Genomic DNA, 22,563 nt, shown 5'->3' with positions numbered 1-22,563 from the left:
TTCGGGAAATTGGCGGCGCCGGACGCGGTCTGGGCGGCAGGTTAGCAGTGTTTGTCCTCAAGTCGGTGCCCCCATCGGCCGAATTAGGATGGGATCGACGCCCGCCGCCCCATCCCGGGGCGCCGCCGTCGACCCCAACCCGCGAGACCCCGGACCGATGAAGTTCTCCATCGCCACGCGCCTCTGGATCCCCGTCGCCGTCATGGCCGTCATGACGGTCGCGATGTCGCTGGGGGCCGCCTCCCGTACCCGCGCGCTGCTGGCCGTCGCGCAGGTGACACAGGAGAAGCAGCAGCAGCGCTTCGAGCTCGCGCTGCGCTGGCGCGGCCTGACCGAGGCCAACGCGAGCCGCGTGCAGGCCGGCCTGGCCGCCAACGACAACGCCGTCGCCGACGCGATGAAGGGCGACATCGCCCGCACCACCGAGTCGATCAACGAGATCCAGAAGCAGCTCGAGGCGCTGGCCGACGGCGACGAGGACAAGGCCGCGATGGGCAAGATCGCCGATCGGCGCAAGGCCTACATCGCCGCGCGCAACGAGGCCGCCAAGCTCAAGGCGGGCGGCGACATCGAGGGCTCGCACAAGGCGCTGCAGGCGCAGGTCGTGCCGGCGATCGAGCAGTACCTGGTGGCGCAGCAGGAATTCGTGGCGTTGCAGCAGCAGCGTTCGGCCGGGCTGCGCGAGGCCGCCGGCGCCGAGCGCATGCGCACCGTCTGGGGCGTGGCGGCGCTGATGTCGGTGATCGTCGGCCTGCTGGCGCTGGCCACGGCGTATTTCGTGCGCACGATCTCGACGCCGCTGAAGTCGCTGATGGCCGAGGCCGAGCGCATCGGCGAGGGCGACCTGTTCCACGTCGAGCGCGACTACAACAACGACGAGATCGGCGACGTGCAGCGGGCGCTGGCGGCGATGAAGAGCTCGCTGCGCAAGGTGATCCGCGAGGTGCGGGCCAGCGCCGACGGCATGCAGACCGCCAGCCAGGAGATCGCCAGCGGCAACCAGGACCTGAGCCAGCGCACCGAGCAGACGGCGTCCAACCTGCAGCAGGCGGCGTCCTCGCTGGCGCAGCTCACCGGCACGGTGCAGCAGAGCGCCGACAGCGCGCGCACCGCCAACCAGCTGGCCGGCAGCGCGGCCGAGGTGGCCGAGCGCGGCGGCACGGTGGTGGGCGAGGTGGTGGGCACGATGGCGCAGATCGACGCGTCGGCCAAGAAGATCAACGACATCATCGGCACGATCGACGGGATCGCGTTCCAGACCAACATCCTGGCGCTGAACGCGGCGGTCGAGGCCGCGCGCGCCGGCGAGCACGGCAAGGGCTTCGCGGTGGTGGCCTCCGAGGTGCGGGCGCTGGCGCAGCGCAGCGCGCAGGCGGCGCGGGAGATCAAGGCGCTGATCGGCGACAGCGTGAACAAGGCCGAGGCCGGCTCGCAGCTGGTGCGCGACGCGGGGGCGACGATGACGGAGATCGTCGCGAGCGTGCAGCGGGTGTCGGACATCATCGGCGAGATCAGCGCCAGCACGGTGGAACAGAGCCAGGGCATCGGCAACGTCAACGGATCGGTGGCGCAGCTGGACCAGATGACGCAGCAGAACGCCGCGCTGGTCGAGGAGTCCGCGGCCGCGGCCGAGTCGCTCAGCGAGCAGGCGCGCAAGCTCACCGCGCTGGTGGGGCACTTCAAGGTCAGCGATCCCAAGCCGAAGGACGGCGAGGTGGCGGCCGTGAGCACGGCATCGACTGCGGCCCGGGCCGGGACCACGAAGCCCCCGGCGGCCCGGACGCCCGCGGCGAAGGCGCCGGCCAAGCCGCTCGCCAGGGCAACGCCTGCCCCCGCGCCTGCCACGAAGGCGGCGCCTTCCGCGCCATCCGGCCCCAGCGCGACGTCGGCGCCCGGGGACGATTGGGAGACCTTTTGACCGTCATCAACGGCCTCGTGAATCGAGGCCGTTTTGCCGTCTGACAGGGTCGGTTGTCGATTGACCCGGGCTTAGGCTGATCGCCCTCTTCACTTCGAGGGCACGTCATGACCCCGTTCTCCCACCACAGCCATCACGGCCATACTGCGCCACCTCCTTTGCCCGACGACTTCATGCCGACCAGGACGTTCACGCTCACCGAGGCGCAGATCGCCTTCCTCGACAGGCAGGTCGAGCGCGGAGGCTTCGAGTCCGTCGATGACTACGTCTCCGAACTCCTCGGCATGGAGATGGACCGCCAGAAGATGCAGGACATGCTTCTCGACGGCATTCGGTCCGGACCGCCCATCGAGATCGAAAGCGGGTATCTCGATCTCGGCAGGATCCTCGATGAGGAAGCACGGAAATGGGCATCCGGGGAGGCGACGCAATGACGGGCAAACGCCTCTTTCTTCATCCGCAGGCCGCCAGGGACCTGCACGAGATCCGGGCTTATTACCAGGAGGAAGGTGGAGCCCTTCCCGCGGAGGCGCTCCAAGCGGAAGTGACGCGCGCCCTGCGCCACATCGCTCGAGCGCCCGGCACTGGATCTCCGCGCTATCGGCGACTGCTTGAGGTCACCGACGTGCGCACCTGGCGCCTGACGAAGTTCCCTCATCTCGTGTTCTATCTGGATCGACACGGCTCGGCGCACATCGTGCGGGTCATCCACGAACGGCGCGACATTCCAAGTCGCTTTCACGAGCATTGACGGAGCAAAGCCATGAGCGCCCTCGATCGACCTCCGGCGCGAATCGGCGCTCTGGCCGCGTAACGCCGTCATGCGTGATGCCCCCCTCCTCCGCACCTGGCAGGTGTCGACCGGCGGCATCGCCGGCCTGATCCTCAGCATCGGCCTGGCGCGCTTCGCGTACACGCCGGTGCTGCCGTTGATGCAGCAGCAGGCCGGCCTCGGCGACGCGATGGGCGGCACGCTCGCGGCGATCAACTACGCCGGCTACATGAGCGGCGCGGTGCTCGCCGCGCTCATCGACGACCCGCGCTGGCGATCGCGCCTGTACTTCTGGGGCATGTTGCTCGGCCTCGTCGCGACCGCGCTGATGCCGCTGGCGCCCAACCTCGCGCTGTGGGCGCTGTCGCGCTACCTCGGCGGCCTGAGCGGTGCCGCCGGCATGCTGCTGGGCTCCGGCCTGGTGCTCGGCTTCCTGATGCGCGCCGGCAAGCGCCCCGAACTCGGCGTTCACTTCATGGGCCTGGGGCTGGGCATCGTCGTGTCGGCGCTCGGCGCGATGGCGATGGACCGGCTCGCGCTCGACTGGGCCGGCCACTGGTGGGGCTTCGTCGTCATCGGCGTGCCGTTGCTGGTGCTGACCTGGTGGTGGCGTCCGCCCGTCCCGCCGCCGGTGACCGTCGCGCTCGCAGCCGGTGCTCCCAGCACCCGATGGATGCGCTGGATGATCGCCGGCTACTTCTGCGCCGGCTGGGGCTTCGTCATCAGCGCCACCTTCACCGTCGCCATCGTCGAACGCCAGCCGCTGCTCCACGGCAAGGGCCCATGGGCCTGGCTGCTGGTGGGCCTCGCCGCGACGCCCGCCGTGTTCCTGTGGGACCGCGTCGCGCGCCGCCTCGGCGACCTGAACGCGCTGCTCGCAGCCTTCGCGCTGCAGATCGTCGGCGTGGTGCTGCCGGCGCTCTCGGGCAGCCTGCCCGCGGCGCTGGCTGGCGCGGTGCTTTACGGCGCCACCTTCATCGGCCTGGTGAGCCTGACGCTCGCGCTCGTGGGCCGGCGCTCGCCCGGCAACCCCGGCAAGGCGATGGCGCGCCTGACGCTCAGCTACGGCGTCGCGCAGGTCACCGCGCCGGCGCTCGCCGGCGCGATGGCGCAAGCCAGCGGGAGCTACCTCGCCTCGCCCTGGCTGACCGCGGCGGTGCTCGCCGTCGGCATGCTGATCATGCTCAGGCTACGCAGCCTGGAACGCGGCGGCGACGCGTGATCCCCCAGTGGGGCGCCCGAGCAACACGACCTCCTCCGGATTGAGGGACCTGTTGATCCGGCGCAACCGTGGAGCGATTTGGCATCCACTTCGAGCCGAACCCTGATCGCGCGCCCGTAGGCTGATTGCCTCTCAATCCCTGCGGAGGCAAGCGATGCCGCGTCATCAAGAGACCATCTCTTGCGTGACTAGTATCGCGAACCGATACTAAAATGATCGACAGCTTTGCCGACAAGCGCACGGCGGCGATCTTCGACGGTCGGGAAGTTCGAGGCATGGCGCGCGACCTTCAGCAGCTCTGCCGTCAGAAGATGCGCGCCATCGATGCGGCGCCTTCAATCGACACCTTGCGTTTTCCTCCAGGCAATCGACTGGAGTTGCTCAAAGGCGACCGCCGGGGTCAATGGAGCCTCCGCGTCAACCGCCAGTGGCGCATCTGTTTCCGATGGAAGGACGGTATCGCCACGGACGTCGAGGTGGCCGACTATCACTGACGCCAGCGACACCAAGCACGGAACGAAGACATGAGCATTCCACGCAACAGGCTGAACCAGATCGACTTCAGCGACATCACGACGGGACGTCGCCTCGATCCGGTCCATCCAGGCAGCATCCTGATGTCCGAGTTCATCGAGCCGCTCGGACTGACGCGTTATCGCGTGGCCAAGGCGATCGGCGTGCAGCAGCGCCGCATCGACGAGATCTGCGCCGGCCTGCGCTCGATCTCCGCGGACACCGCCGTCCGACTCGGACTCGCGTTCGGCGTCGATCCCAGGTTCTGGCTCAACCTCCAGGCGCAGTACGACATCGAGGTCATCCTGCAAATGCATGGCGATCAGTTGGTCGAGGAAGTCGACGCGCTGGCGGCGTGAACTCGCTCCGCTCCATCGCCACCTCCAACCCCGCCTCCTCCCGCCACCGCGGCGACAACGCCACCACCTCGCCGATCACCAGCAGCGCCGGGCTCGGCAGCCCCTCGCGCGCGATCGCGGCCGGCAGGTCGGCCAGCGTCGTGAAGCATTCGCGCTGGCGAGGCGTGTGCGCCGCGCTGACGATCACCGCTGGCGTCGCCGCGTCGAGCCCGCCCGCCGTCAGCGCCGCCGCGATCTCCGCCGCGCGCGCCAGGCCCATGTAGACCACCAGCGTCAGCCGGCTGCGCGCCAGCGCCGCCCAGTCCGGCGCGATGCCGTGCTCGCCGTTGTGGCCCGTCACGAAGGCCACCCCCGGCGTGCAGCGCCGGTCCGTCACCGGCACGCCCACCGACGCTGGCGCCGCCAGGCCGGCCGACAACCCATTGATCACCTCGACGTCGATCCCCGCCTCCCGCAGCGCGTCGACCTCCTCGCCGCCACGCCCGAACACGAACGGATCCCCGCCCTTCAGCCGCACGACGCGCGCGCCGGCACGCGCCTCTCGGATCATCAGCTCATGGATGAAGCGCTGTTCCGTCGACACGCACCCGCCGCGCTTGCCGACCCGCAGCACCCGTGCCGACGCCGGCAGGCACGCCAGCACGCGCGCGTCGACGAGGTCGTCCGTCAGCACGACCTCCGCCTCCTGCAAGCGCTTGAACGCCTTCACCGTCAGCAACTCGGGATCGCCCGGCCCGGCGCCGACCAGCGCGACGCACGGGACCCGCGCGCCCGCGCGAAGCACCGCGTCACTCGGCGCACGCGCCGCGCCGTGGGTGTCGCGGGGTCGGTCGGCGCCGAGGCGTCGACCAGCCATCGGCGCCATCTCGGAACGATCATCGTGGGAGGTCATGTCGCTTCCTTCACTGCCTTCGAAGCCGGCGCCGCCACGGCGGCCGGCGGAACGTTCTGGACCATCCGGCGCAGCGCCGGCAGGCACGAGCCGCATTGCGTGCCGCACCGCAACTCGCCTTGCAGCGCCGCGAGCCGCGCGTCCGGCGCGCCGTCGGGCAGCCGCGTCAGGCAGGCCGCGATCGCGTCCTCGCGGACGTTGAAGCAATTGCAGACCTGCGGACTGGCCGCCACCGCGGGCTGTTCCGCGTCCGGCGCCAGCAGCCGTCGCCCGAAGGGCGCGACCGGCGCGCGCTCCCGCCACAGCGCATCGAGCCACGCGCCTTCCGCGCCCTCGCCGACCCGCAACACCGCCTGCAGCCGCGCCTGCGCGCCTTCGCCATCCAGCCGCAGGAAACGGCTGCGGCCGCGCCGCCCATCCGCGTAGCGCAGCACGCCGACGCCATTGAGTTGCAGCACCGTCGACAAGGCCTGCACCACCGGCGCAGGCGGCGGCTCGGCGAACGCCAGCTCCAGGCTCCAGCCCTCGAGCGCATCCTGCGCCGGGCCCGGCAGGCAGCAGGCGTAGTCGGCCTGGTCCATCAGCACCCGCAGCTGCGCGCGCAGCGCGGCGCCTTCGCCCGGCCGTACCCAGGCCGCGCCGACCACCCGCCAGGGCAAGCTCACCGCCTCGACCGCGACCGCGGCGAATTTCAGCTCCGGCTGCCGCGCGTCCGGGCAATACGCCGGCTGCGTCAGCGCGTTGATGCCCAGCTGGCCGCGCCCGCCGAGGAACTCGCTGCCCCAGTGCATCGGCAGCCAGGCGCGCTGCGGGCCGACGCTCTCGTCCGCGCGCAACGGCACGATCAGCGGCCCGCGCCGCGACCGCACCCGCACCAGCGCGCCGGCCTCCAGCCCGCGCCGCGCGATGTCCTGCGGATGCATCGACAGGGCCGGCGCCGGCTCGCCGGCGAAGAGCCGCGCGACCGTGCCGCTGCGGCTCATGCCGTGCCACTGGTCGCGCAGCCTTCCCGTGTTCAAGGCCAGCGGGAACGCCGCGTCCTGCGTCTCCGCCGGCGGCTGGAACGCCTTGGCGATGAAGCGCGCCCGGCCGTCGGCATGGGCGAACACGCGGTCCTCGTACAGCCGCTCCCGCCCGCCGGAAGCACCCTCGGGCCACGGCCATTGCCGCGGCGCGTCCTCGAGCATCCCGTAGCTCAGCCCGCCGATGTCGAGGTCCCGCCCGCGCGTCGCCTCGCGATGCTCCAGCCACGGCTGCTCCGGCCGCTCCCAGGCGAACAGGCTCTCCCGCCCCGGGCGCAGCACCGCCTCGAGGCGCCGCGCCACGTCCCGCACGATGCGCCAGTCCGCGCGCGCCTCGCCGGCCGGCGGCAGCACCGCGCGGACCCGGCTGATGCGCCGCTCGCTGTTGGTGACGGTGCCGTCCTTCTCCGCCCACGTCGTCGCCGGCAGCACGACATCGGCAAACTCCGCCGTCGCCGTGCCCGCGAAGGCCTCCTGCAGGATCACCAGCTCGCAACGCGCCAGCGCCTCGCGCACCAGCGCCTGGTCGGGCATCGACTGCGCCGGATTCGTGCAGGCGATCCACAGCGCCTTGAGCTCGCCGCGCGCCGCCGCCTGGAACAGCTCGACCGCCGTCTTCCCGGGCCGCTCCGGCATCGCGTCGACGCCCCACAGCGCGGCCACTTCCTCGCGGTGCGCGGCGTTGCCTGGATCGCGGTGACCGGGCAGCAGCGTGGCCATGCCGCCGCTCTCGCGCCCGCCCATCGCGTTGGGCTGGCCGGTCAGCGAGAACGGCCCCGCCCCCGCCCGCCCGATCTGGCCCGTGGCCAGATGGAGGTTGATCAGCGCGGTGTTCTTCGCCGCGCCGCTGCTGCTCTGGTTCAGGCCCATGCAGTACAGCGACAGCGTCGACGGCGACTGCGCGAACCACTGCGCCGCCTGCAGGATCTGGTCCTCGCGCAGCCCGGTGAGCCGCGCCGATTCGCTCGGCGTCATCGTGCGGACCAGCGCCTTCAGCGCGGCGAAACCCGCGGTGTGCGCCTCGATGAAGGCCGCGTCGATCCAGCCCTCCCAGATCGCCGCGTGCAGCATCCCGTGGAACAGCGCGACGTCGCTGCCCGGCTTCAGCGCCAGGTGCAGGTCGGCGAACTCCGCCGTCTCGGTGCGGCGCGGATCGACGACGACGATCTTCATCTCCGGCCGCGCCTGATGGGCGGCCTCGATGCGGCGGAACAGGATCGGATGCGCCCAGGCCGTGTTGGAGCCGGCGATGAACAGGCAGTCCGTGCGCTCCAGGTCTTCGTAGCAGGCGGGCGGCGCGTCGGCGCCGAGCGACTGCTTGTAGCCGACCACCGCCGAGCTCATGCACAGCCGCGAGTTGCTGTCGATGTTGTTGGTGCCGACCAGCCCGCGCGCCAGCTTGTTGAACGCGTGGTAGTCCTCGGTCAGCAGCTGCCCGGAGATGTAGAAGCCGATCGCGTCCGGCCCGTGCTGCGCGCGGATCGCCAGCAGCTGGTCGGCGATGCGCTGCGTGGTCGTGTCCCAGTCCTGCGGCTGGAGCGGCTCGTCGCGGGTGGGCCGCCAGGCCGGCCGCAGCAGCCGCTGCTGCTCCCGCACCAGCGGCGTCGCCGTCAGGTGCAGCGTGGAACCCTTGGTGCACAGCCGGCCGAAGTTGGCCGGATGCGCCGGATCGCCGCGCACGCCGACGACGCGCGCCTGCGCGCCCTCGCCCGCCGTCTCGATCAGCACGCCGCAGCCGACGCCGCAGTACGGGCAGGTCGAACGCGTCTCGGCCATCGATCGCCTCCGCTCAGCAGGCGACGCGGGTGCAGGGGCCGGCCATCACCGGCGGCAGGTCGATGCCGACGGTGTCGAGCTCCTGCCGGTCCAGCAGCACGACGCCGTCCTCGACCTTGACCTGGAACACCGGCGTGCGGCCCTCGTCGGGCTCGCGCGCGCAGCCGTTCTCCAGCGCGATCGTCCAGTTGTGCAGCGGGCACGCGACCGCGTTGCCGAACACGATGCCCTGGCTCAGCGGCCCGGCCTTGTGGGGGCAGCGGTCCAGCAGCGCATGCACGCGGTCGTCCGCGGTGCGGAACAGCGCGACCTGCGGTCCCTGCGCGCGCGCCACGCGGCGTGAGCCGAGCACGGGGATGTCGGTGACGGAACAGACGGCAATCCAATGGGACATGGGGGCCTCGGCAACGAAGGAGATCAGATCGGATCGCGGCGCGGCGCCGCGAGCACGGTCGACGGACCGGCGCCGGCCGGCGCGGTGGAGGTCGCGGCGGACGTCGCGGCGGACGTCGCGGGGGCGAGCGTCGCGACCGGCTCGAACTGGCGCACGTCGACCTGTGCCTTCGCGAACTCGAACCACGGGTCCGGCTCGCCGTCCAGCGCGAACTGCAGCTCCGCCCACAGCGCCTTGCGGCCCTCGTGGTCCTCCAGGATCCGCTGCTTGACGTGGTCCAGCCCGACGCGGGCGATGTAGTGCACGGTGCGCTCCAGGTACCAGCCCTCCTTGCGGTAGAGCTGCATGAACGCGCCGGTGTATTCCATGACCTCCTCGGCGGTCTTGAGCTTGACCAGGAAGTGCGCGACCTCGGTCTTGATGCCGCCGTTGCCGCCGACATACATCTCCCAGCCGGAATCGACGCCGATGATCCCGACGTCCTTGATGCCGGCCTCGGCGCAGTTGCGCGGGCAGCCGCTGACGGCGAACTTGACCTTGTGCGGCGCGTACATGCGCCACATCGCGCGCTCCAGGTCCTTGCCCATCTGCGTGCTGTCCTGCGTGCCCATGCGGCACCACTCGGAGCCGACGCAGGTCTTCACCGTGCGCAGCGCCTTGGCGTAGGCATGCCCGCTGGGCATGCCGATGTCGCGCCAGACGTCGACCAGATCCTCTTTTCGCACGCCCAGCAGGTCGATCCGCTGGCCGCCCGTCACCTTGACGGTCGGGATCTTGTACTTGTCGACGGCGTCGGCGATCCGACGCAGCTCATCGGCGGTTGTCTCCCCGCCCCACATCCGCGGGATCACCGAGTAGGTCCCGTCTTTCTGGATATTCGCGTGACTGCGCTCGTTGATGAAGCGCGATTGCGGATCGTCCACGGCCTCCTTCGGCCAGGACGAGATCAGGTAGTAGTTCAGCGCCGGCCGGCAGGTGGCGCAGCCGTTGGGCGACTTCCAGTTCAGCCGCTCGTAGACGCCGGCCAGCGTCGTCAGGTGTTCCTTGAAGATCGCGTCGCGCACCTCCTGGTGGCTCAGCTCGGTGCAGCCGCACACCGCCTTCTTCTTCGGCGTGGCCGAGTAGTCGCCGCCGGCGGTGAACATCAGCAGCTGTTCCACCAGCCCGGTGCAGGAGCCGCAGCTCGCGCTGGCCTTGGTGTGCTTGCGCACCTCCTCCAGCGTGAACAGGCCTTTGTCCTTGATCGCCTTGCACACGGCGCCCTTGGTCACGCCGTTGCAGCCGCAGACCTCGTCGCTGTCGGCCATCGCGGCGGCCTTGTTGTGGCCCTGGTGGCCGACGTCGCCGATGTTGCTCTCGCCGAACATCAGCTTGTCGCGCAGGTCGCCGATCTTGCGGCCCTCGCGCAGCAGCTTGAAGTACCAGCTGCCGTCGACGGTGTCGCCGTACAGGCAGGCACCGACCAGCTGGTCGTTGCGGATGACGAGCTTCTTGTAGACGCCGGCGAAGGGATCGCTCATCACGATCTCCTCGGTGCCCTCGCCGCCCATGAAGTCGCCGGCGGAGAACAGGTCGATGCCGGTGACCTTCAACTTGGTGCTGGTCTGGCTGCCGAGGTAGCGGCCGATGCCGAACTGCGCCAAGTGGTTGGCGCAGACCTTGCCCTGCTCGAACAGCGGCGCCACCAGCCCGTAGGCGATGCCGCGGTGCGCGGCGCATTCGCCGACGGCGTAGATGCGGGGATCGGTCACCGTCTGCAGCGTGTCGGTCACGACCACGCCGCGGTGGCAATGCAGGCCGGCGCTTTCCGCCAGCGCGGTGTTGGGGCGGATGCCGGCGGCCATCACGACGAGGTCGGCGGGGATCTCCTCGCCGTCCTTGAAGCGGACCGCCATCACCCGCCCGTCCTTGTCGCCGATCAGCGCCTCGGTCTGCGCGCCCATGCGGAAGCGCAGACCGCGCTCCTGCAGCGACTTGCGCAGCAGGTCGCCGGCCTGGTCGTCGAGCTGGCGTTCCATCAGCCAGCCGGCGATGTGCACCACCGTCACCTGCATGCCGCGCAGCATCAGGCCGTTGGCCGCCTCGAGGCCCAGCAGCCCGCCGCCGATGACGACCGCGTGCCGGTACTTCGTGGCCGCCTCGATCATCGTGTTGGTGTCGGTGATGTCGCGGTAGCCGATCACCCCGTCCAGCTCCTTGCCGGGCACCGGCAGGATGAACGGGTTGGAGCCGGTGGCGATCAGCAGCCGGTCGTAGTCGGCCACGGTGCCGTCGTCGGCGACGACCTGGCGCTTCACGCGGTCGATGCGCGTGACCGTCTTGCCCAGGTGCAGCGTGATGCCGTGCTCCTCGTACCAGCTCAGCGGGTTGAGGATGATCTCGTCCAGCGTCTGCTCGCCGGCCAGCACCGGGCTGAGCAGGATGCGGTTGTAGTTGGGATGCCGCTCGGACCCGAAGACGGTGATGTCGTACAGGTCGGGGGAGATCTTCAGCAGCTCTTCCAGGGTGCGGACGCCGGCCATGCCGTTGCCCACCATCACCAGCTTCATCTTCTTCATGCGGAGCGCTCCAGGCGGAATGCGGGGATCGAGGTGGCCGGACGGCCCTCACCCCGGCCTTCTCCCGCCAGCGGGAGAGGGAGGGAAGGCAGCGGATCGGCGATGGGCGAGGCCGGGGCCGCCTCGGCCGCGACCGGATGCGCGCGGCCGCCGGCGCCGACCCAGGTGCGGGTCCAGCGGGCCTGCATCACGCGCAGCAGGCCCAGCATCGCCAGCGAGAACACGGCGAAGGCGGCGAATCCCCAGGCGTAGGTCCCGGCCCATTGCTTGGACCAGCCCATCAGGTTGGGCACCGCGCCGCCGCCCAGCGCGCCGATCTCGCCGATCATGGAACCCGCCACCGCGGTGGCCGCCGGCCAGCGCAGCGGCACCAGCTGGAACAGCGCGCCGTTGCCGGCGCCCAGCGCCGCGAAGCACGCGACCAGCAGCACCGTCGTCAGCACCAGCGAGCCGTTGGCGGGGCCGATCAGCAGCAGCGTGACCGTCACCACCGCCAGCACCACGGTCAGCGCGTGCACACCGCCCCAGCGGTCCGACAGCGCGCCGCCGGCCACCCGCACCGCCGCGCCCATGAAGGCCGCGAGCATCGTCAGTTGCCCGGCCGCGACCTTGGAGACGCCGAACTGGTCGTGGTAGTAGGTCGGCAGGAAGGTCGTCAGCCCGATGAAGCCGCCGAAGGTCACCGCGTAGATCAGGCTGAAGGCCCAGCCGTCCTTCTCGAACAGGCAGGCGACATGGGCGCGCAGGCCGGCGTGGGTGTCGACGTCGGGCGGCTCCTTGGCGAAGACGACCATCACCGCCATCGGCAGCGCGATCGCGCCGGCGGCGATCGCGTAGACCGACTGCCAGCCCAGCCACTGCGCCAGCGGTGGCGCCACCAGCACCGACACCGCGGTGCCGACGTTGCCCGCGCCGACCAGGCCCATCGCCAGGCCCTTGTACTTCGGCGGATACCAGCCCGAGCCCAGCGACATCGCCACGCCGAAGCTCGCGCCCGCGATGCCCAGCAGCACCCCCATCGCGAGCAGGTCGCCGTAGCTGTCCACCATCACGTAGCCGTAGCCCATCGCCACGGCGATCAGCGCCATCTCGACCAGCGTCGCGTTCTTGCGGCCGATGTACTGCGACAGCACGCCCAGCGGGAAGCGCATCAGCGCGCCCGCCATGATCGGGATCGACAGCATCAGGCCCTTCTGCGCGGCGGTGAGCTGGTAGGCCTCGCTGATGAAGGGCGCGAGCGCGCCGTTCAGCACCCAGATGCAGCACGAGAAGGCGAAGTAGAGGAACGCCGCGCCGAGGGTCGGGGCGTGGCCGGAACGCAGGAAGACGCGGAAGGAGGCCATGGCGAGTTGCTGGTGGGGGCTCGAAACGCAAAAAGGCCGCGTCGAGCACCGGGCTCGGCGAGGCCTTTCATCGGATGAGGCGCCGGAATCGCGAGCGACCCGGCACGAAGACCGCGAGGCCGGAGCCCCGCGAGGGCGCGGCGCGCCATTGCGCCGCACCGGAGCCTTCGCAAGTCGCGTGCCAGAACGGCGAGGGCCATCGAAATGACGTCGGCGCGGATCGGTGGCCTTATGCTGCGGCGCGTCGCGGACCGGCCCGGTTCGTGCAACGCCAACGCCGCCATTTCCCTCTGTCGCGCCCATGTCCGAGCCCGCCGCCAGGTCTGCCGTTCCGCCCTCCGATGACGACGACGCGCTGCCCCGTCGCGTGCTGTGGCTGGGCGCCGATCCGATGGGCACCGGTCCGGTGCCGCACTGGATCGCGGCATCGGTGCACCAGCCCGGACGCGACAGCTTGGTGCGCGCCGCACAAGAACAGGCCGCCGACGCGGTCGTGCTCCACGCCGGCGCGGACCGGCTGGAGGCCTGGCTGAACGCGCTCGAGGCCGCCGGCCTGGCGCTGCCCGGCGTCGGCCTCGTGCCCGACGCGGCGGACGTGCCGGCGGCGCTGCAACAGCGCGCAATGGCGCTGGGCCTGCAGGTGCTGCTGGAAACGGAGCCGGCGCCCGACGCGTTGCGCCGCCAGCTGCGCTGGGCCGCCTGGCAGGCGGGGCGCTTCGCGGCGCTGCGGGCGCAGTTGGACGACCGCAAGTGGACCGAACGCGCGAAGGGCCTGCTGATGGCCGCGCGCGACCTGGACGAGGACAGCGCGTTCCGGCTGCTGCGCGACGCCGCGATGCACGCGCACCTGCGGCTGGGCGAGGTGGCGCGCTCGGTGGTGCAGTCGGCGCAGCTGGCGGAGGCGGTCAACGTCGCCGGCCAGCAGCGCATGCTGAGCCAGCGGCTGGTCAAGCTGATGGCGCAACGCGCCGCCGGCATCGAGGCCAAGCGCGCGAAGACCCTGCAGGACGAATCCTGCGCGCGCGTGGCCGCCAACCTGTCGCGGCTGCCGGGACTGCTGCCGCCGCTGCCGGCCGACGCGGCGGGACTCGCCTCGGTCCTGGGCGCGTGGCGGCGCCTGGAGCCACTGCTGGGCGGCAAACCGAGCGCCGAGTCGCTCGCCGCCGCCGACGCGGCCGCGGAGGACCTGCTGACGCATTCCGACGCGCTGGCCGCGGCGATCGCCGGCAGCGGCGGCGGCAAGCCGCTGCACGTCGTCAACCTGTGCGGCCGCCAACGCATGCTGAGCCAGCGGCTGGCCAAGGACGCGCTGCTGGCCGACCTGCTGCCGGGACGCGACCCGGCGGTGCTGCTCGACAGCCTGGACCGCTTCGCGGCCGGGCTGGCGGAGCTGGAGGCGTCGCCGCTGTCCAGCGACGCGATCCGGTCATTGCTGGCCGAGGTGGGCGCCGAGTGGCTTCGGCTGATGCGCAGCCTGCGCGATGCCCATGGCCGCGAGGCCGCCGGCGGCCTGGCCCGCAGCAGCGAGGTGCTGCTGGACCGGCTCGACCTGCTGACCGGGCACTACCAGCAGAGTCTTCAGATCATCCTCGGCTAGGAGACCCTCACCCCCGCCCTCTCCCGCGGTGCGGGAGAGGGAGCCACCTCGCGCCGAGGCGATACGCCCTCACGCTCTCCCTCTCCCGCATTGCGGGAGAGGGTCGGGGTGAGGGTCGCGCGATCCGCCCGGTCCACCGGGACCTTCGCCTCGGCATGCCGGTGCCGTGTGTAGAGGAAATCGATGACCGCCTTGCGCGCATGCGCGTAGTCCGCGTCCTCCGCCAGCGCGACGCGGTCCCGCGGCCGCGCCAGCCTCACTGGCAGGATGTCGCCGATCGTCGCCGCCGGCCCGTTGGTCATCATCACGATCCGGTCCGACAGCAACACCGCCTCGTCCACGTCATGCGTGACCATGACCACGGTGCTCTGCGTCGCCGCGACGATCTTCATCAGCTCGTCCTGCAGGTGCGCCCGGGTCAGCGCGTCCAACGCGCCGAAGGGCTCGTCCATCAGCAGCACCTTCGGCGCCATCGCCAGCGCCCGCGCGATGCCCACCCGCTGCTTCATGCCGCCCGAGATCTCATGCGGCCGCTTGAACATCGCATGGCTCATCCCGACCAGGTGCAGCGCGTCCTCCACGCGGGCCATCAACCGCGGCCGCAGCTCGCGCCCGCCGAAGACCGACTCCACCGCCAGCAGCACGTTGTCGAAGCAGGTCAGCCACGGCAGCAACGAATGGTTCTGGAACACCACCGCCCGCTCCGGCCCCGGCCCGGCGATCTCGCGGCCGTCGCACAGCAGCGCGCCGCCGGTGGGCCGCAGCAGCCCGGCGACCAGATTCAGCAGCGTCGACTTGCCGCAGCCCGAATGGCCGATCAGCGTCACGAACTCGCCCTTGGCGATGTCCAGGTCGATCTCGCGCAACGCGTGGAACTGGCCCTTGCGCGTCGAGAACACCATCTCGGCCTGCTGCACGCGGATGAAGGGAGTGCTCATCGGAATCTCCGGTCAGGGGTCGTTCAGTCGTCGAAGGAGAAGCGCCGGGCCAGCGCCATCAGGGCCGCCTCGAGCAGCAGGCCCACGATGCCGATCACGAAGATCGCGACCAGGATGTGGCGGACGTTGAGGTTGTTCCACTCGTCCCAGACCCAGAAGCCGATGCCGACGCCGCCGGTCAGCATCTCCGCCGCGACGATCACCAGCCACGCGGTGCCCACGGACAGCCGCACGCCGGTCAGCATGTAGGGCAGCACGGCGGGGAACAGGATGCGCGTCACCAGCTTCCACTCCGACAGCCGCAGCACCCGCGCGACGTTCAGGTAGTCCTGCGGCACGCGCTGCACGCCGACGGCCGTGTTCACCACCATCGGCCAGATCGAGCAGATGAAGATGGTCCAGATCGCCGCCGGGTTGGCGCTCTTGAACACCAGCAGCCCGATCGGCAGCCAGGCCAGCGGCGAGACCGGCTTGAGCAGGCTGATCAGCGGCGACAGCATGCGGCTCGCGAATTCGAAGCGGCCGATCAGGAAGCCCAGCGGGATGCCCACCGCGGCCGCCAGCCCGAAGCCCAGCCCCACGCGCTGCAGCGAGTTCAGCACGTTCCAGCCGATGCCCTGGTCGTTGGGCCCGTTGCGATAGAAGGGATCGGCGAACAGCTTGACCGCCGCCTCCCAGGTCTGGCCCGGCGTCGGGAACGCGCCACCCTTGAGCGTGGCGACGAACCAGACCAGCCACAGCAGGCCCAGCCCGGCCAGCGGCGGCAGCACCCGCATCCAGGCGGCGCGCGCGTCGAAGGCGGCGGCGTTCATGCGCGGACCTTGAAGCCGTCGGCGTACTTCGCCGGGTCCTTGCCGTCCCAGACGACGCCGTCGAACAGCTTGGTCGATCGCATCGTCTCCTTGGGCGCCGACACGCCGAGCGCCGCGGCCGCCTGCCGGTACAGCTCGACCTGGTTGACCTGGCGCGCGACGCCGAGGTAGTCCGGATGTTCCTTGAGCAGGCCCCAGCGCTTGTGCTGGGTCAGGAACCACATGCCGTCGGACAGCCAGGGGAAGTTGACCTGGCCGTCGTTGAAGAACTTCATGTGGTTGGGATCGTCCCAGGTCCTGCCCAGGCCGTTCTGGTACCGGCCCAGGATGCGCTGGTTGATCGCGTCGACGCTGGTGTTGACGTAGGCCTTGTCGGCGATCGTCTCGGCCATCTTCTGCTTGTTGGACAGGCTGGCGTCGATCCAGCGGCCCGCCTCCAGCACCGCCATCACGACGGCGCGCGCCGTGTTCGGATACTTCTTCACGAAGTCGCCGGTGGTGCCGAGCACCTTCTCCGGATGGTCCTTCCAGATGTCCTGCGTGGTCGCGGCGGTGATGCCGATGCCGTCGATGATGGCGCGGTGGTTCCAGGGCTCGCCGACGCAGAAGCCGTCCATGTTGCCCACCCGCATGTTGGCCACCATCTGCGGCGGCGGCACGGTGATCACCTTGGCGTCCTTCATCGGGTTCACGCCCGCCGCGGCCAGCCAGTAGTAGAGCCACATCGCATGCGTGCCGGTCGGGAAGGTCTGCGCGAAGGTGTACTCGCGCTTGTCCTTCTTCATTACCGCCGCCAGCGACGCGACATCCACCGCGCCGGCCTCGGCCAGCTTCTTCGACAGCGTGATCGCCTGCCCGTTGTTGTTCAGCGTCATCAGCACCGCCATGTCCTTCTTCGGACCGGCCACGCCGAGGTGCACGCCGTAGACCAGGCCGTAGAGCACATGCGCCATGTCGAGCTCGCCGTTGACGAGCTTGTCGCGCACGCCGGCCCAGGAGGCCTCCTTGGTCGGCACGATCCTGATGCCGTACTTCTTGTCGAAGCCCAGCGCCGCGGCCATCACCACCGACGCGCAGTCGGTCAGCGGGATGAAGCCGATGCGGACCTCCTCCTTCTCCGGCTTGTCGGAGCCCGCGGCGAACGCGCCCCCGCCTGGCAGCGCGGACAGGCCGCCCAGCGCCGCGCCGGTGGCGAGCAGCTTGCGACGCTCAGCGCTCATCAGACCCTCCTTGGAACCGTGTTGCATTCAAGACCTCCAGCGGAAAACCCCAGCGGAAAAACAAAAAGGCGCCACGACCGTCCCGCGCGCTGCGCGAAACCGGTCGGACGCCTTTGTCCCAACATCTTCATCGGCCCCCACGCCGTTGCGGGAGCACGCGGAGGACTTCGCAGGAAGCGTGCCAGCGGGAAATCCACCGGCGCGCGCTCGTCGCGCACTGTCTGGCGGCATCGATGCGCCGTCGCGGTGCACGGCCCGGCGCGGCGCCCCGTTTCAGCCGCGCAGCAGCTCGTGCGCGTCGATGACGCGCCGCGCGACCTGCGCGAGCGCCTCGCCCCGGTCCATCGCGAGCTTGCGCAGGCGCTGGTAGGCCGCGTCCTCGTCCAGGCCCTGCTCGCGCATCAGGATGCCCTTGGCCTTGTCGACGAGCTTGCGCGAGGCAAGTTGCGCCTGCGCCTTGCTGAGCTCCTCGCGCAGCGCGAGGTCTTGCTCGAAACGCGCGATCGCCACATGCAGCACCGGCGCCAGCCGCTGCGCCTGCAGGCCCGCCACGACATAGGCGCTGACGCCCGCCTGCAGCGCGCGGCGCATCGGGGCGCGGTCCTCGTCCTCGGCGAAGACGACGATCGGCCGCGGCATCCGCGCCGACAGCGTGGCCAGGTTCTCCAGCGTGTCGCGGGTCGGGGATTCGGCGTCGACGATGACGACGTCGGGCCGCAGACGCAGCACGCAGTCGTGGATCAGCGTCGCCTGCTCGATCACGCCGACGACCTCGCAGCCCTGGCGCACCAGTTCGTCGCGCAGCAGGTCGACGCGGTGCGCGCCGTCGTCGATCAGCAGCACGCGCAGCCCGGCATGGGCGGGCGGCGGGCTGGCGTCGGGGGCGGGCGGCGGCTTCACGCCAGGGCTCGCGCAAGTTCCATGCCTTGCCCTCGCCGCATCGCCGCATCGCCGCATCGCCGCGCGCGAAGGGCAAGAGCAAGCGCCGTTCCCGCGCCGGCGCAAGCGGCGTGCCCACGGTCCTCCCAAGAGGGGGCCGCGGGAAATGGCGCTTGGCCGTACCGTCGCGGGCAAAGCGGCGCCCACGCCGCGCAGGGAGACTGCCATGCGTCCGTTCCTCCGCCTGTCCGCGCTGGCGATGCTGAGCGCGCTGCTGACCGGTCCCGCGATGGGGCCCGCCCTCGCCGCCACCACCTTCACCGCCGGCTACCAGTACCAGATGGCCGTGCCAGGCGTGAGCGACGCCAACAGTTGGAGCGGCGCGGTGCGGCCGGACAGCCCGCTGTTCTACCTCCAGGGCCTCGCCGTGCCCGACGGCTTGCCCGCCACCGGCTGGGCGGAACTCGGCGGCGGCGGATTGACCACCTACGGCCAGGTGGTTTCGGCGAGCTTCGGCTTCACCGGCATGGCGACCCGGTACCCGAACCAGAGCACCTACCTGCACGCCGAATCGACGAACGCGATGAGCGACAGCTTCGTCATCAACTGCGCCGCCTGCACCGCCGGCTCGATCGGCAACCTGTCGTTCCGCGTCTACTGGGGCGGCATCGGCGTGCGCGAACTTTCGACCGTGTCGCCCGGCACCGCGCTGAGCGGCTACGTCGCCGACATCAACTGGTCGACCAACTTCCAGATGCACGCCGACGGCGTGCCGGACCCCTTCCCGCCCGACCAGCCCGCGCCGCCCAACCCCGGCCGGCTGGGCATGGACTACTACTTCCTCGAGACCGAGCGCAACGGGGTGCGCCACGTCGAGGAAAGCCCGCGCGTCTCGGCCGGGCTGCAGGAGCTGTCGATCCAGTTCGTCTTCGGCCAGCCGATCCACGTCGACATGAGCCTGCGCGCGGCGGTGCTCGGCGGCGTGTTCTCCGGCGAGGACCAGACCAGCACCTTCCAGTCCAACGTCGACCTGGTCAGCGCCTACGGGAAGATGTACTGGGACGGCATCACCGGCGTGTCGACCGCCGACGGGCAGCAGGTCGACGCGTTCACCGCGTTCAACAACGTCGGCGTGGACTACGCGCGCTCGCTGGAAGTGCCCATCCTGCAGGTCGTGCCCGAGCCCGGCGCCTGGGCGCTGATGCTGGGCGGCCTGGCGGCGCTGGGCGCCCTCGCGCGTCGACGGAAGTCGGCGCTGCTGCTGGCCGCGGGGTTGTCGCTGGCCGGTGCCAACGTCTCGGCCGCGGACTTCACCGCCGGCGCCGGCGTGTCGGGCAACACCGCCACGAAGAGCGACCAGCGGTCCTCCGGCGACCTCTCCGGCACCTCGCCGATCGCCGGGTCCGCGAGCATCTCGCTGACGGACGCGGTGTCCGGCGTCTCGCAGGACGTCACCGCCAGCGCGCTGGCCCGCGCGAGCTACGGCCACCTGTCCCTCGCGGCGCGCGCGCAGACGCTGCAGCAGTCCACCGGCGCGCAGCCGGGCGCGCATGCCGAGGCTTCCGCGAGCGCCTCGCTGACCGACAGCTTCATCATCCGTTGCGACACCTGCGTCGACGGCACGCGCGGCACGATGAGCCTGCGCGCGCTGGTGCTCGGCGACGTCGGCCTGAGCAACGCCTCGACCGACGCGGGCGGGCAGCCCAATCCCGACGGCGGCGTGCGCACCACGCAGTACTACTGGTCCACCAGCCTGTCGATGCGGGCCGAGGGCGTCGCGATGGACTTTCCCGGCCCCGGCACGCTGGCGCTGAACGCGTACGACTTCCTGGCCAAGGTGAACGACACCGTCGTCGCCGGCGGCAACCGCGAGGGCACCGGCGTGTACGACTTCCAGCTGGAGTTCGAGTTCGGCCGGCCGATCCACCTCGAGTGGCTCGCCAGCGTCTCCGCCTCCGCCGACCTGCGGCCCGAGGCGGCCACCGGCGGATCGCTGGCCGCCGCCTCGTTCGCGGACTTCTCGCACAGCTTCGCGTGGGACGGGATCGGCAGCGTGGTCGACGCCGCCGGCAACGTGGTCACCGGCTTCACCGCGCTCAACAGCGACGGCATCGACTACGCGCGCTCGCTGGCCGTCGTGCCCGAGCCGTCGACCTGGGGCCTGATGGCCGCCGGCCTGGCGCTGCTGGGCGCGTTCGCGCGCGGCCGCGCGCGCCGCTCGCGCGGGTCACGCCGCGCGGGCACCGTGGCCGCGCTGACGCTGGCGCTCGGGGCGGGCGCCGCGGGCGCGGCGGAGTTCTCCGCCGGCGCCGATGCCTTCGGCCGGACGGCGACGAAGAACAACCAGGGCACGCCCAGCCTGGTGGGCGCGTACCAGCCGATCGGCAACTCGGCGACGTCTAGCCTGACCGATGCGGTCCCCGGCGCCAACCAGACCGCGGACAGCGGCGCCCGGTCCTACGCCGGATACGGGCTGCTGAGCTTCGGCTCGGAGGCCACCGCCCACAACCAGGGCGGCGGAGCGCCGCCGAGCATCCTCAGCTTCAGCACCTCGACCGCGACGCTGGTCGACAGCTTCATCATCCAGTGCGGCGGCTGCGCGGCCGGCACGCGCGGCGAGATGACCTTCCGCCTGCGGATCGACGGCGGCTTCGGCCAGAACCAGTTCGCGGTGGACGAGTCGGGCCACTTCAACGACGCCGTGGGCACGCGCACGATGGCCGGCAACTGGCAGACCACGTTCCAGATGCGCGCCGAGGGCGTCGAGGAGTACCCGGGCGCCGGCTACGCCAGCTTCCTCGCCTGGCAGAGCCGCACGATGGTCAACGACACCGTCGTCCAGGACCTGAGCATGAACGGCACGGGCGCGTATGAGCTGCGGCTGGAATTCGAGTTCGGCCGCCCCATCGACATGTCCTGGTCGGCCCACGCGTACACGACCGTGGACCTGCAGGCCGCGCCCGGCGGCGTCGCCGGCACGATGTACGGCGCGTCCTTCGTCGACTTCACCCACACCTTCGCGTGGGACGGGATCACCTCGGTCACCAATGCGGCCGGCCAGCGGATCGACGCGTTCACCGCGTTCAACAGCGATGGCATCGACTACGCGCGCTCGATGGCGGCGATCCCCGAGCCTTCCACTTGGGCGCTGATGGCCGGCGGACTCGCGCTGATCGGCGCGCTGGCGCGGCGCCGCGCCCGCTCGCAAGCCCTGGCGATGGCGGCGCTGCTCGCCGCGGGCGGGCCGGCGCTGGCGGACACGCCGCCGTTGCTGCCGCTGCAGTACAGCGCCGGCGTCACCGTGCGCGCCTACGACCCGTCGCTGACGGGCCGCGACTTCTGGTCCGACGAAGTTCCGCTCGGGACCGAGGCGTCCTATCGCATCCACACCGGATCGAGCTCCGCGACGACGACCACGCGGCTCGACGCCGACGGCACGGCGCTCGTCAACTACGGCCGCGTCCAGGCCGCGGCCACCACGTCGGTGTCCGTCGACTCGACCACGGCGGACGGCTTCAGCAGCGCCTGGGTCTCGCCGGGCGGGTTCATCAGCGACCAGTTCGTCATCCGCTGCCCCGGCTGCCAGGACGGCGCCACCGGCACGCTGACGGCGCGCGTGCACATCGACGGCACGATCGGCATCGACGGCGCGTTGACCGGGCCGAGCGCCACCGCCGACCTCGGCATCCGCGCTGGCTGGGACTACCACGCCGGCTTGGTCGCGCAGGGTGTCGCGCCCGCCGCGGGCGAGACGCACCTGACCGGCCGCGCTACCCGCTACCTCGACGCCGGCGGCATCGTCGACGAGACCTCCGGCGCCGGCCTGGGCTGGCACACGCTGAGCGTGTCCTTCGTCTTCGGCCAGCCGATCGAGCTCCAGCTCGGCATGGCGATCAACGCCTACGTTTTCATCGCCGGCCGCGACGACAGCGGCGTGACCGGCTCGGCGCAGGCGTGGTCGACGTTCTCCCACTCGCTGACCTGGGAAGGCATCAGCGCCATCACCGACGCCAACGGCCAGGCCGTCACCGCCTTCACCGCGCTGAGCGCCACCGGCGTGAACTACGCGAGCGCCTTCGCCGCGCCGGTGCCCGAGCCTGGGACCTGGGCGCTGATGGCGGCCGGGCTCGGGCTGCTCGGCGCCGTCTCGCGCCGCCGCCGGGACTGAGCCCGGCCGAGGCCGTCCGGCGCGCCTCGCCGGCTTGGCGAGGCCCTCCCCCTAGGGATTACCCGCCCTTCGCGGGACGACAACCCGCGGGATCTCACGTTTACGTAAACGTCAACCGGCACCTAGAATCGACGCGCACACTCGGCCCCCAGAAGGGGCCGATCACGACAGGCGCCGCGG

The 22,563-nt window shown here is 71.2% G+C and carries 16 protein-coding genes and 1 pseudogene; 8 read left to right on the top strand and 9 right to left on the bottom strand.

What is annotated here, in order from left to right; translation table 11 throughout:
- The first annotated feature begins 157 nt into the window (after positions 1-157).
- From N5D62_RS17895 to N5D62_RS17870, 6 genes are all read left to right on the top strand, one after another.
- The gene (locus N5D62_RS17895; protein WP_279759225.1) at positions 158-1,918 is read left to right on the top strand and encodes a methyl-accepting chemotaxis protein; all 1,761 of its coding nucleotides are present in this window, start codon (positions 158-160) and stop codon (positions 1,916-1,918) included.
- 107 nt (positions 1,919-2,025) lie between these two features.
- On the top strand, positions 2,026-2,352 hold the full coding sequence (locus N5D62_RS17890) for a type II toxin-antitoxin system ParD family antitoxin (protein WP_279759224.1): 327 nt from the start codon (positions 2,026-2,028) through the stop codon (positions 2,350-2,352).
- On the top strand, positions 2,349-2,669 hold the full coding sequence (locus N5D62_RS17885; RefSeq protein WP_279759223.1) for a type II toxin-antitoxin system RelE/ParE family toxin: 321 nt from the start codon (positions 2,349-2,351) through the stop codon (positions 2,667-2,669). The genes N5D62_RS17890 and N5D62_RS17885 overlap by 4 nt, the downstream gene beginning before the upstream one ends.
- Positions 2,670-2,739: 70 nt before the next feature.
- Positions 2,740-3,912: a YbfB/YjiJ family MFS transporter gene (locus N5D62_RS17880; protein ID WP_279759222.1), complete on the top strand. Its 1,173-nt coding sequence runs from the start codon at positions 2,740-2,742 to the stop codon at positions 3,910-3,912.
- Positions 3,913-4,124: 212 nt separating this feature from the next.
- Entirely contained in the window at positions 4,125-4,406 is a 282-nt protein-coding gene (locus tag N5D62_RS17875; RefSeq protein WP_279759221.1) for a type II toxin-antitoxin system RelE/ParE family toxin, read from the top strand.
- A gap of 30 nt (positions 4,407-4,436) precedes the next feature.
- The gene (locus N5D62_RS17870) at positions 4,437-4,784 is read left to right on the top strand and encodes a HigA family addiction module antitoxin (protein ID WP_279759220.1); all 348 of its coding nucleotides are present in this window, start codon (positions 4,437-4,439) and stop codon (positions 4,782-4,784) included.
- Here the strand turns inward: N5D62_RS17870 and cobA are convergent.
- The 5 genes from cobA to N5D62_RS17845 are packed head-to-tail and all read right to left on the bottom strand — an operon-like array spanning position 4,726 to position 12,769.
- Positions 4,726-5,676, bottom strand: a complete 951-nt coding sequence (cobA, locus tag N5D62_RS17865; protein WP_279759219.1) for a uroporphyrinogen-III C-methyltransferase — start codon at positions 5,674-5,676, stop codon at positions 4,726-4,728. The genes N5D62_RS17870 and cobA overlap by 59 nt on opposite strands.
- Positions 5,673-8,474, bottom strand: a complete 2,802-nt coding sequence (locus tag N5D62_RS17860) for a nitrate reductase (RefSeq protein WP_279759218.1) — start codon at positions 8,472-8,474, stop codon at positions 5,673-5,675. Before N5D62_RS17860 ends, cobA begins: the two co-directional genes overlap by 4 nt.
- Before the next feature lie 13 nt (positions 8,475-8,487).
- A complete protein-coding gene (gene nirD / locus N5D62_RS17855; RefSeq protein ID WP_279759217.1) occupies positions 8,488-8,868 on the bottom strand; it encodes a nitrite reductase small subunit NirD in 381 nt (126 codons plus the stop codon).
- 23 nt (positions 8,869-8,891) lie between these two features.
- Complete coding sequence (nirB, locus tag N5D62_RS17850; RefSeq protein WP_279759216.1) at positions 8,892-11,426, bottom strand: nitrite reductase large subunit NirB; 2,535 nt, start codon at positions 11,424-11,426, stop codon at positions 8,892-8,894.
- Positions 11,423-12,769 (bottom strand): MFS transporter, encoded by a 1,347-nt coding sequence (locus tag N5D62_RS17845; protein WP_279759215.1) that lies wholly within the window; start codon positions 12,767-12,769, stop codon positions 11,423-11,425. The genes nirB and N5D62_RS17845 overlap by 4 nt, the downstream gene beginning before the upstream one ends.
- Before the next feature lie 301 nt (positions 12,770-13,070).
- Between N5D62_RS17845 and N5D62_RS17840 the strand changes: the two genes are divergently transcribed.
- On the top strand, positions 13,071-14,366 hold the full coding sequence (locus tag N5D62_RS17840; RefSeq protein WP_279759214.1) for a type IV pili methyl-accepting chemotaxis transducer N-terminal domain-containing protein: 1,296 nt from the start codon (positions 13,071-13,073) through the stop codon (positions 14,364-14,366).
- 155 nt (positions 14,367-14,521) lie between these two features.
- Here the strand turns inward: N5D62_RS17840 and N5D62_RS17835 are convergent.
- The 4 genes and pseudogenes from N5D62_RS17835 to N5D62_RS17820 all read right to left on the bottom strand — a co-directional run.
- Positions 14,522-15,304: pseudogene (locus tag N5D62_RS17835) on the bottom strand (ABC transporter ATP-binding protein); the annotation flags it as partial.
- A 23-nt stretch (positions 15,305-15,327) separates the two neighbouring features.
- Positions 15,328-16,116: a nitrate ABC transporter permease gene (gene ntrB, locus N5D62_RS17830; RefSeq protein WP_279759213.1), complete on the bottom strand. Its 789-nt coding sequence runs from the start codon at positions 16,114-16,116 to the stop codon at positions 15,328-15,330.
- Positions 16,113-17,336: a CmpA/NrtA family ABC transporter substrate-binding protein gene (locus N5D62_RS17825; protein WP_279759212.1), complete on the bottom strand. Its 1,224-nt coding sequence runs from the start codon at positions 17,334-17,336 to the stop codon at positions 16,113-16,115. Before N5D62_RS17825 ends, ntrB begins: the two co-directional genes overlap by 4 nt.
- 273 nt (positions 17,337-17,609) lie before the next feature.
- Positions 17,610-18,236: an ANTAR domain-containing protein gene (locus N5D62_RS17820; RefSeq protein ID WP_279759211.1), complete on the bottom strand. Its 627-nt coding sequence runs from the start codon at positions 18,234-18,236 to the stop codon at positions 17,610-17,612.
- Positions 18,237-18,441: 205 nt separating this feature from the next.
- Between N5D62_RS17820 and N5D62_RS17815 the strand changes: the two genes are divergently transcribed.
- Positions 18,442-22,383: a PEP-CTERM sorting domain-containing protein gene (locus tag N5D62_RS17815; protein WP_279759210.1), complete on the top strand. Its 3,942-nt coding sequence runs from the start codon at positions 18,442-18,444 to the stop codon at positions 22,381-22,383.
- Positions 22,384-22,563 lie beyond the last annotated feature (180 nt).

The sequence above is a fragment of the Mitsuaria sp. GD03876 genome, assembly GCF_029840635.1.
GTDB lineage: Bacteria > Pseudomonadota > Gammaproteobacteria > Burkholderiales > Burkholderiaceae_C > Roseateles.
This window is presented reverse-complemented; position numbering and strand designations above follow the sequence as displayed.

What these genes read in the sequence shown, in the direction of transcription:
- N5D62_RS17895 (WP_279759225.1), top strand. Translation starts at nt 158, where the DNA reads ATGAAGTTCTCCATCGCCACGCGCCTCTGGATCCCCGTCGCCGTCATG.
- N5D62_RS17890 (WP_279759224.1), top strand. Translation starts at nt 2,026, where the DNA reads ATGACCCCGTTCTCCCACCACAGCCATCACGGCCATACTGCGCCACCT.
- N5D62_RS17885 (WP_279759223.1), top strand. Translation starts at nt 2,349, where the DNA reads ATGACGGGCAAACGCCTCTTTCTTCATCCGCAGGCCGCCAGGGACCTG.
- N5D62_RS17880 (WP_279759222.1), top strand. Translation starts at nt 2,740, where the DNA reads ATGCGTGATGCCCCCCTCCTCCGCACCTGGCAGGTGTCGACCGGCGGC.
- N5D62_RS17875 (WP_279759221.1), top strand. Translation starts at nt 4,125, where the DNA reads ATGATCGACAGCTTTGCCGACAAGCGCACGGCGGCGATCTTCGACGGT.
- N5D62_RS17870 (WP_279759220.1), top strand. Translation starts at nt 4,437, where the DNA reads ATGAGCATTCCACGCAACAGGCTGAACCAGATCGACTTCAGCGACATC.
- cobA (WP_279759219.1), bottom strand. Translation starts at nt 5,676, where the DNA reads ATGACCTCCCACGATGATCGTTCCGAGATGGCGCCGATGGCTGGTCGA.
- N5D62_RS17860 (WP_279759218.1), bottom strand. Translation starts at nt 8,474, where the DNA reads ATGGCCGAGACGCGTTCGACCTGCCCGTACTGCGGCGTCGGCTGCGGC.
- nirD (WP_279759217.1), bottom strand. Translation starts at nt 8,868, where the DNA reads ATGTCCCATTGGATTGCCGTCTGTTCCGTCACCGACATCCCCGTGCTC.
- nirB (WP_279759216.1), bottom strand. Translation starts at nt 11,426, where the DNA reads ATGAAGAAGATGAAGCTGGTGATGGTGGGCAACGGCATGGCCGGCGTC.
- N5D62_RS17845 (WP_279759215.1), bottom strand. Translation starts at nt 12,769, where the DNA reads ATGGCCTCCTTCCGCGTCTTCCTGCGTTCCGGCCACGCCCCGACCCTC.
- N5D62_RS17840 (WP_279759214.1), top strand. Translation starts at nt 13,071, where the DNA reads ATGTCCGAGCCCGCCGCCAGGTCTGCCGTTCCGCCCTCCGATGACGAC.
- ntrB (WP_279759213.1), bottom strand. Translation starts at nt 16,116, where the DNA reads ATGAACGCCGCCGCCTTCGACGCGCGCGCCGCCTGGATGCGGGTGCTG.
- N5D62_RS17825 (WP_279759212.1), bottom strand. Translation starts at nt 17,336, where the DNA reads ATGAGCGCTGAGCGTCGCAAGCTGCTCGCCACCGGCGCGGCGCTGGGC.
- N5D62_RS17815 (WP_279759210.1), top strand. Translation starts at nt 18,442, where the DNA reads ATGCGTCCGTTCCTCCGCCTGTCCGCGCTGGCGATGCTGAGCGCGCTG.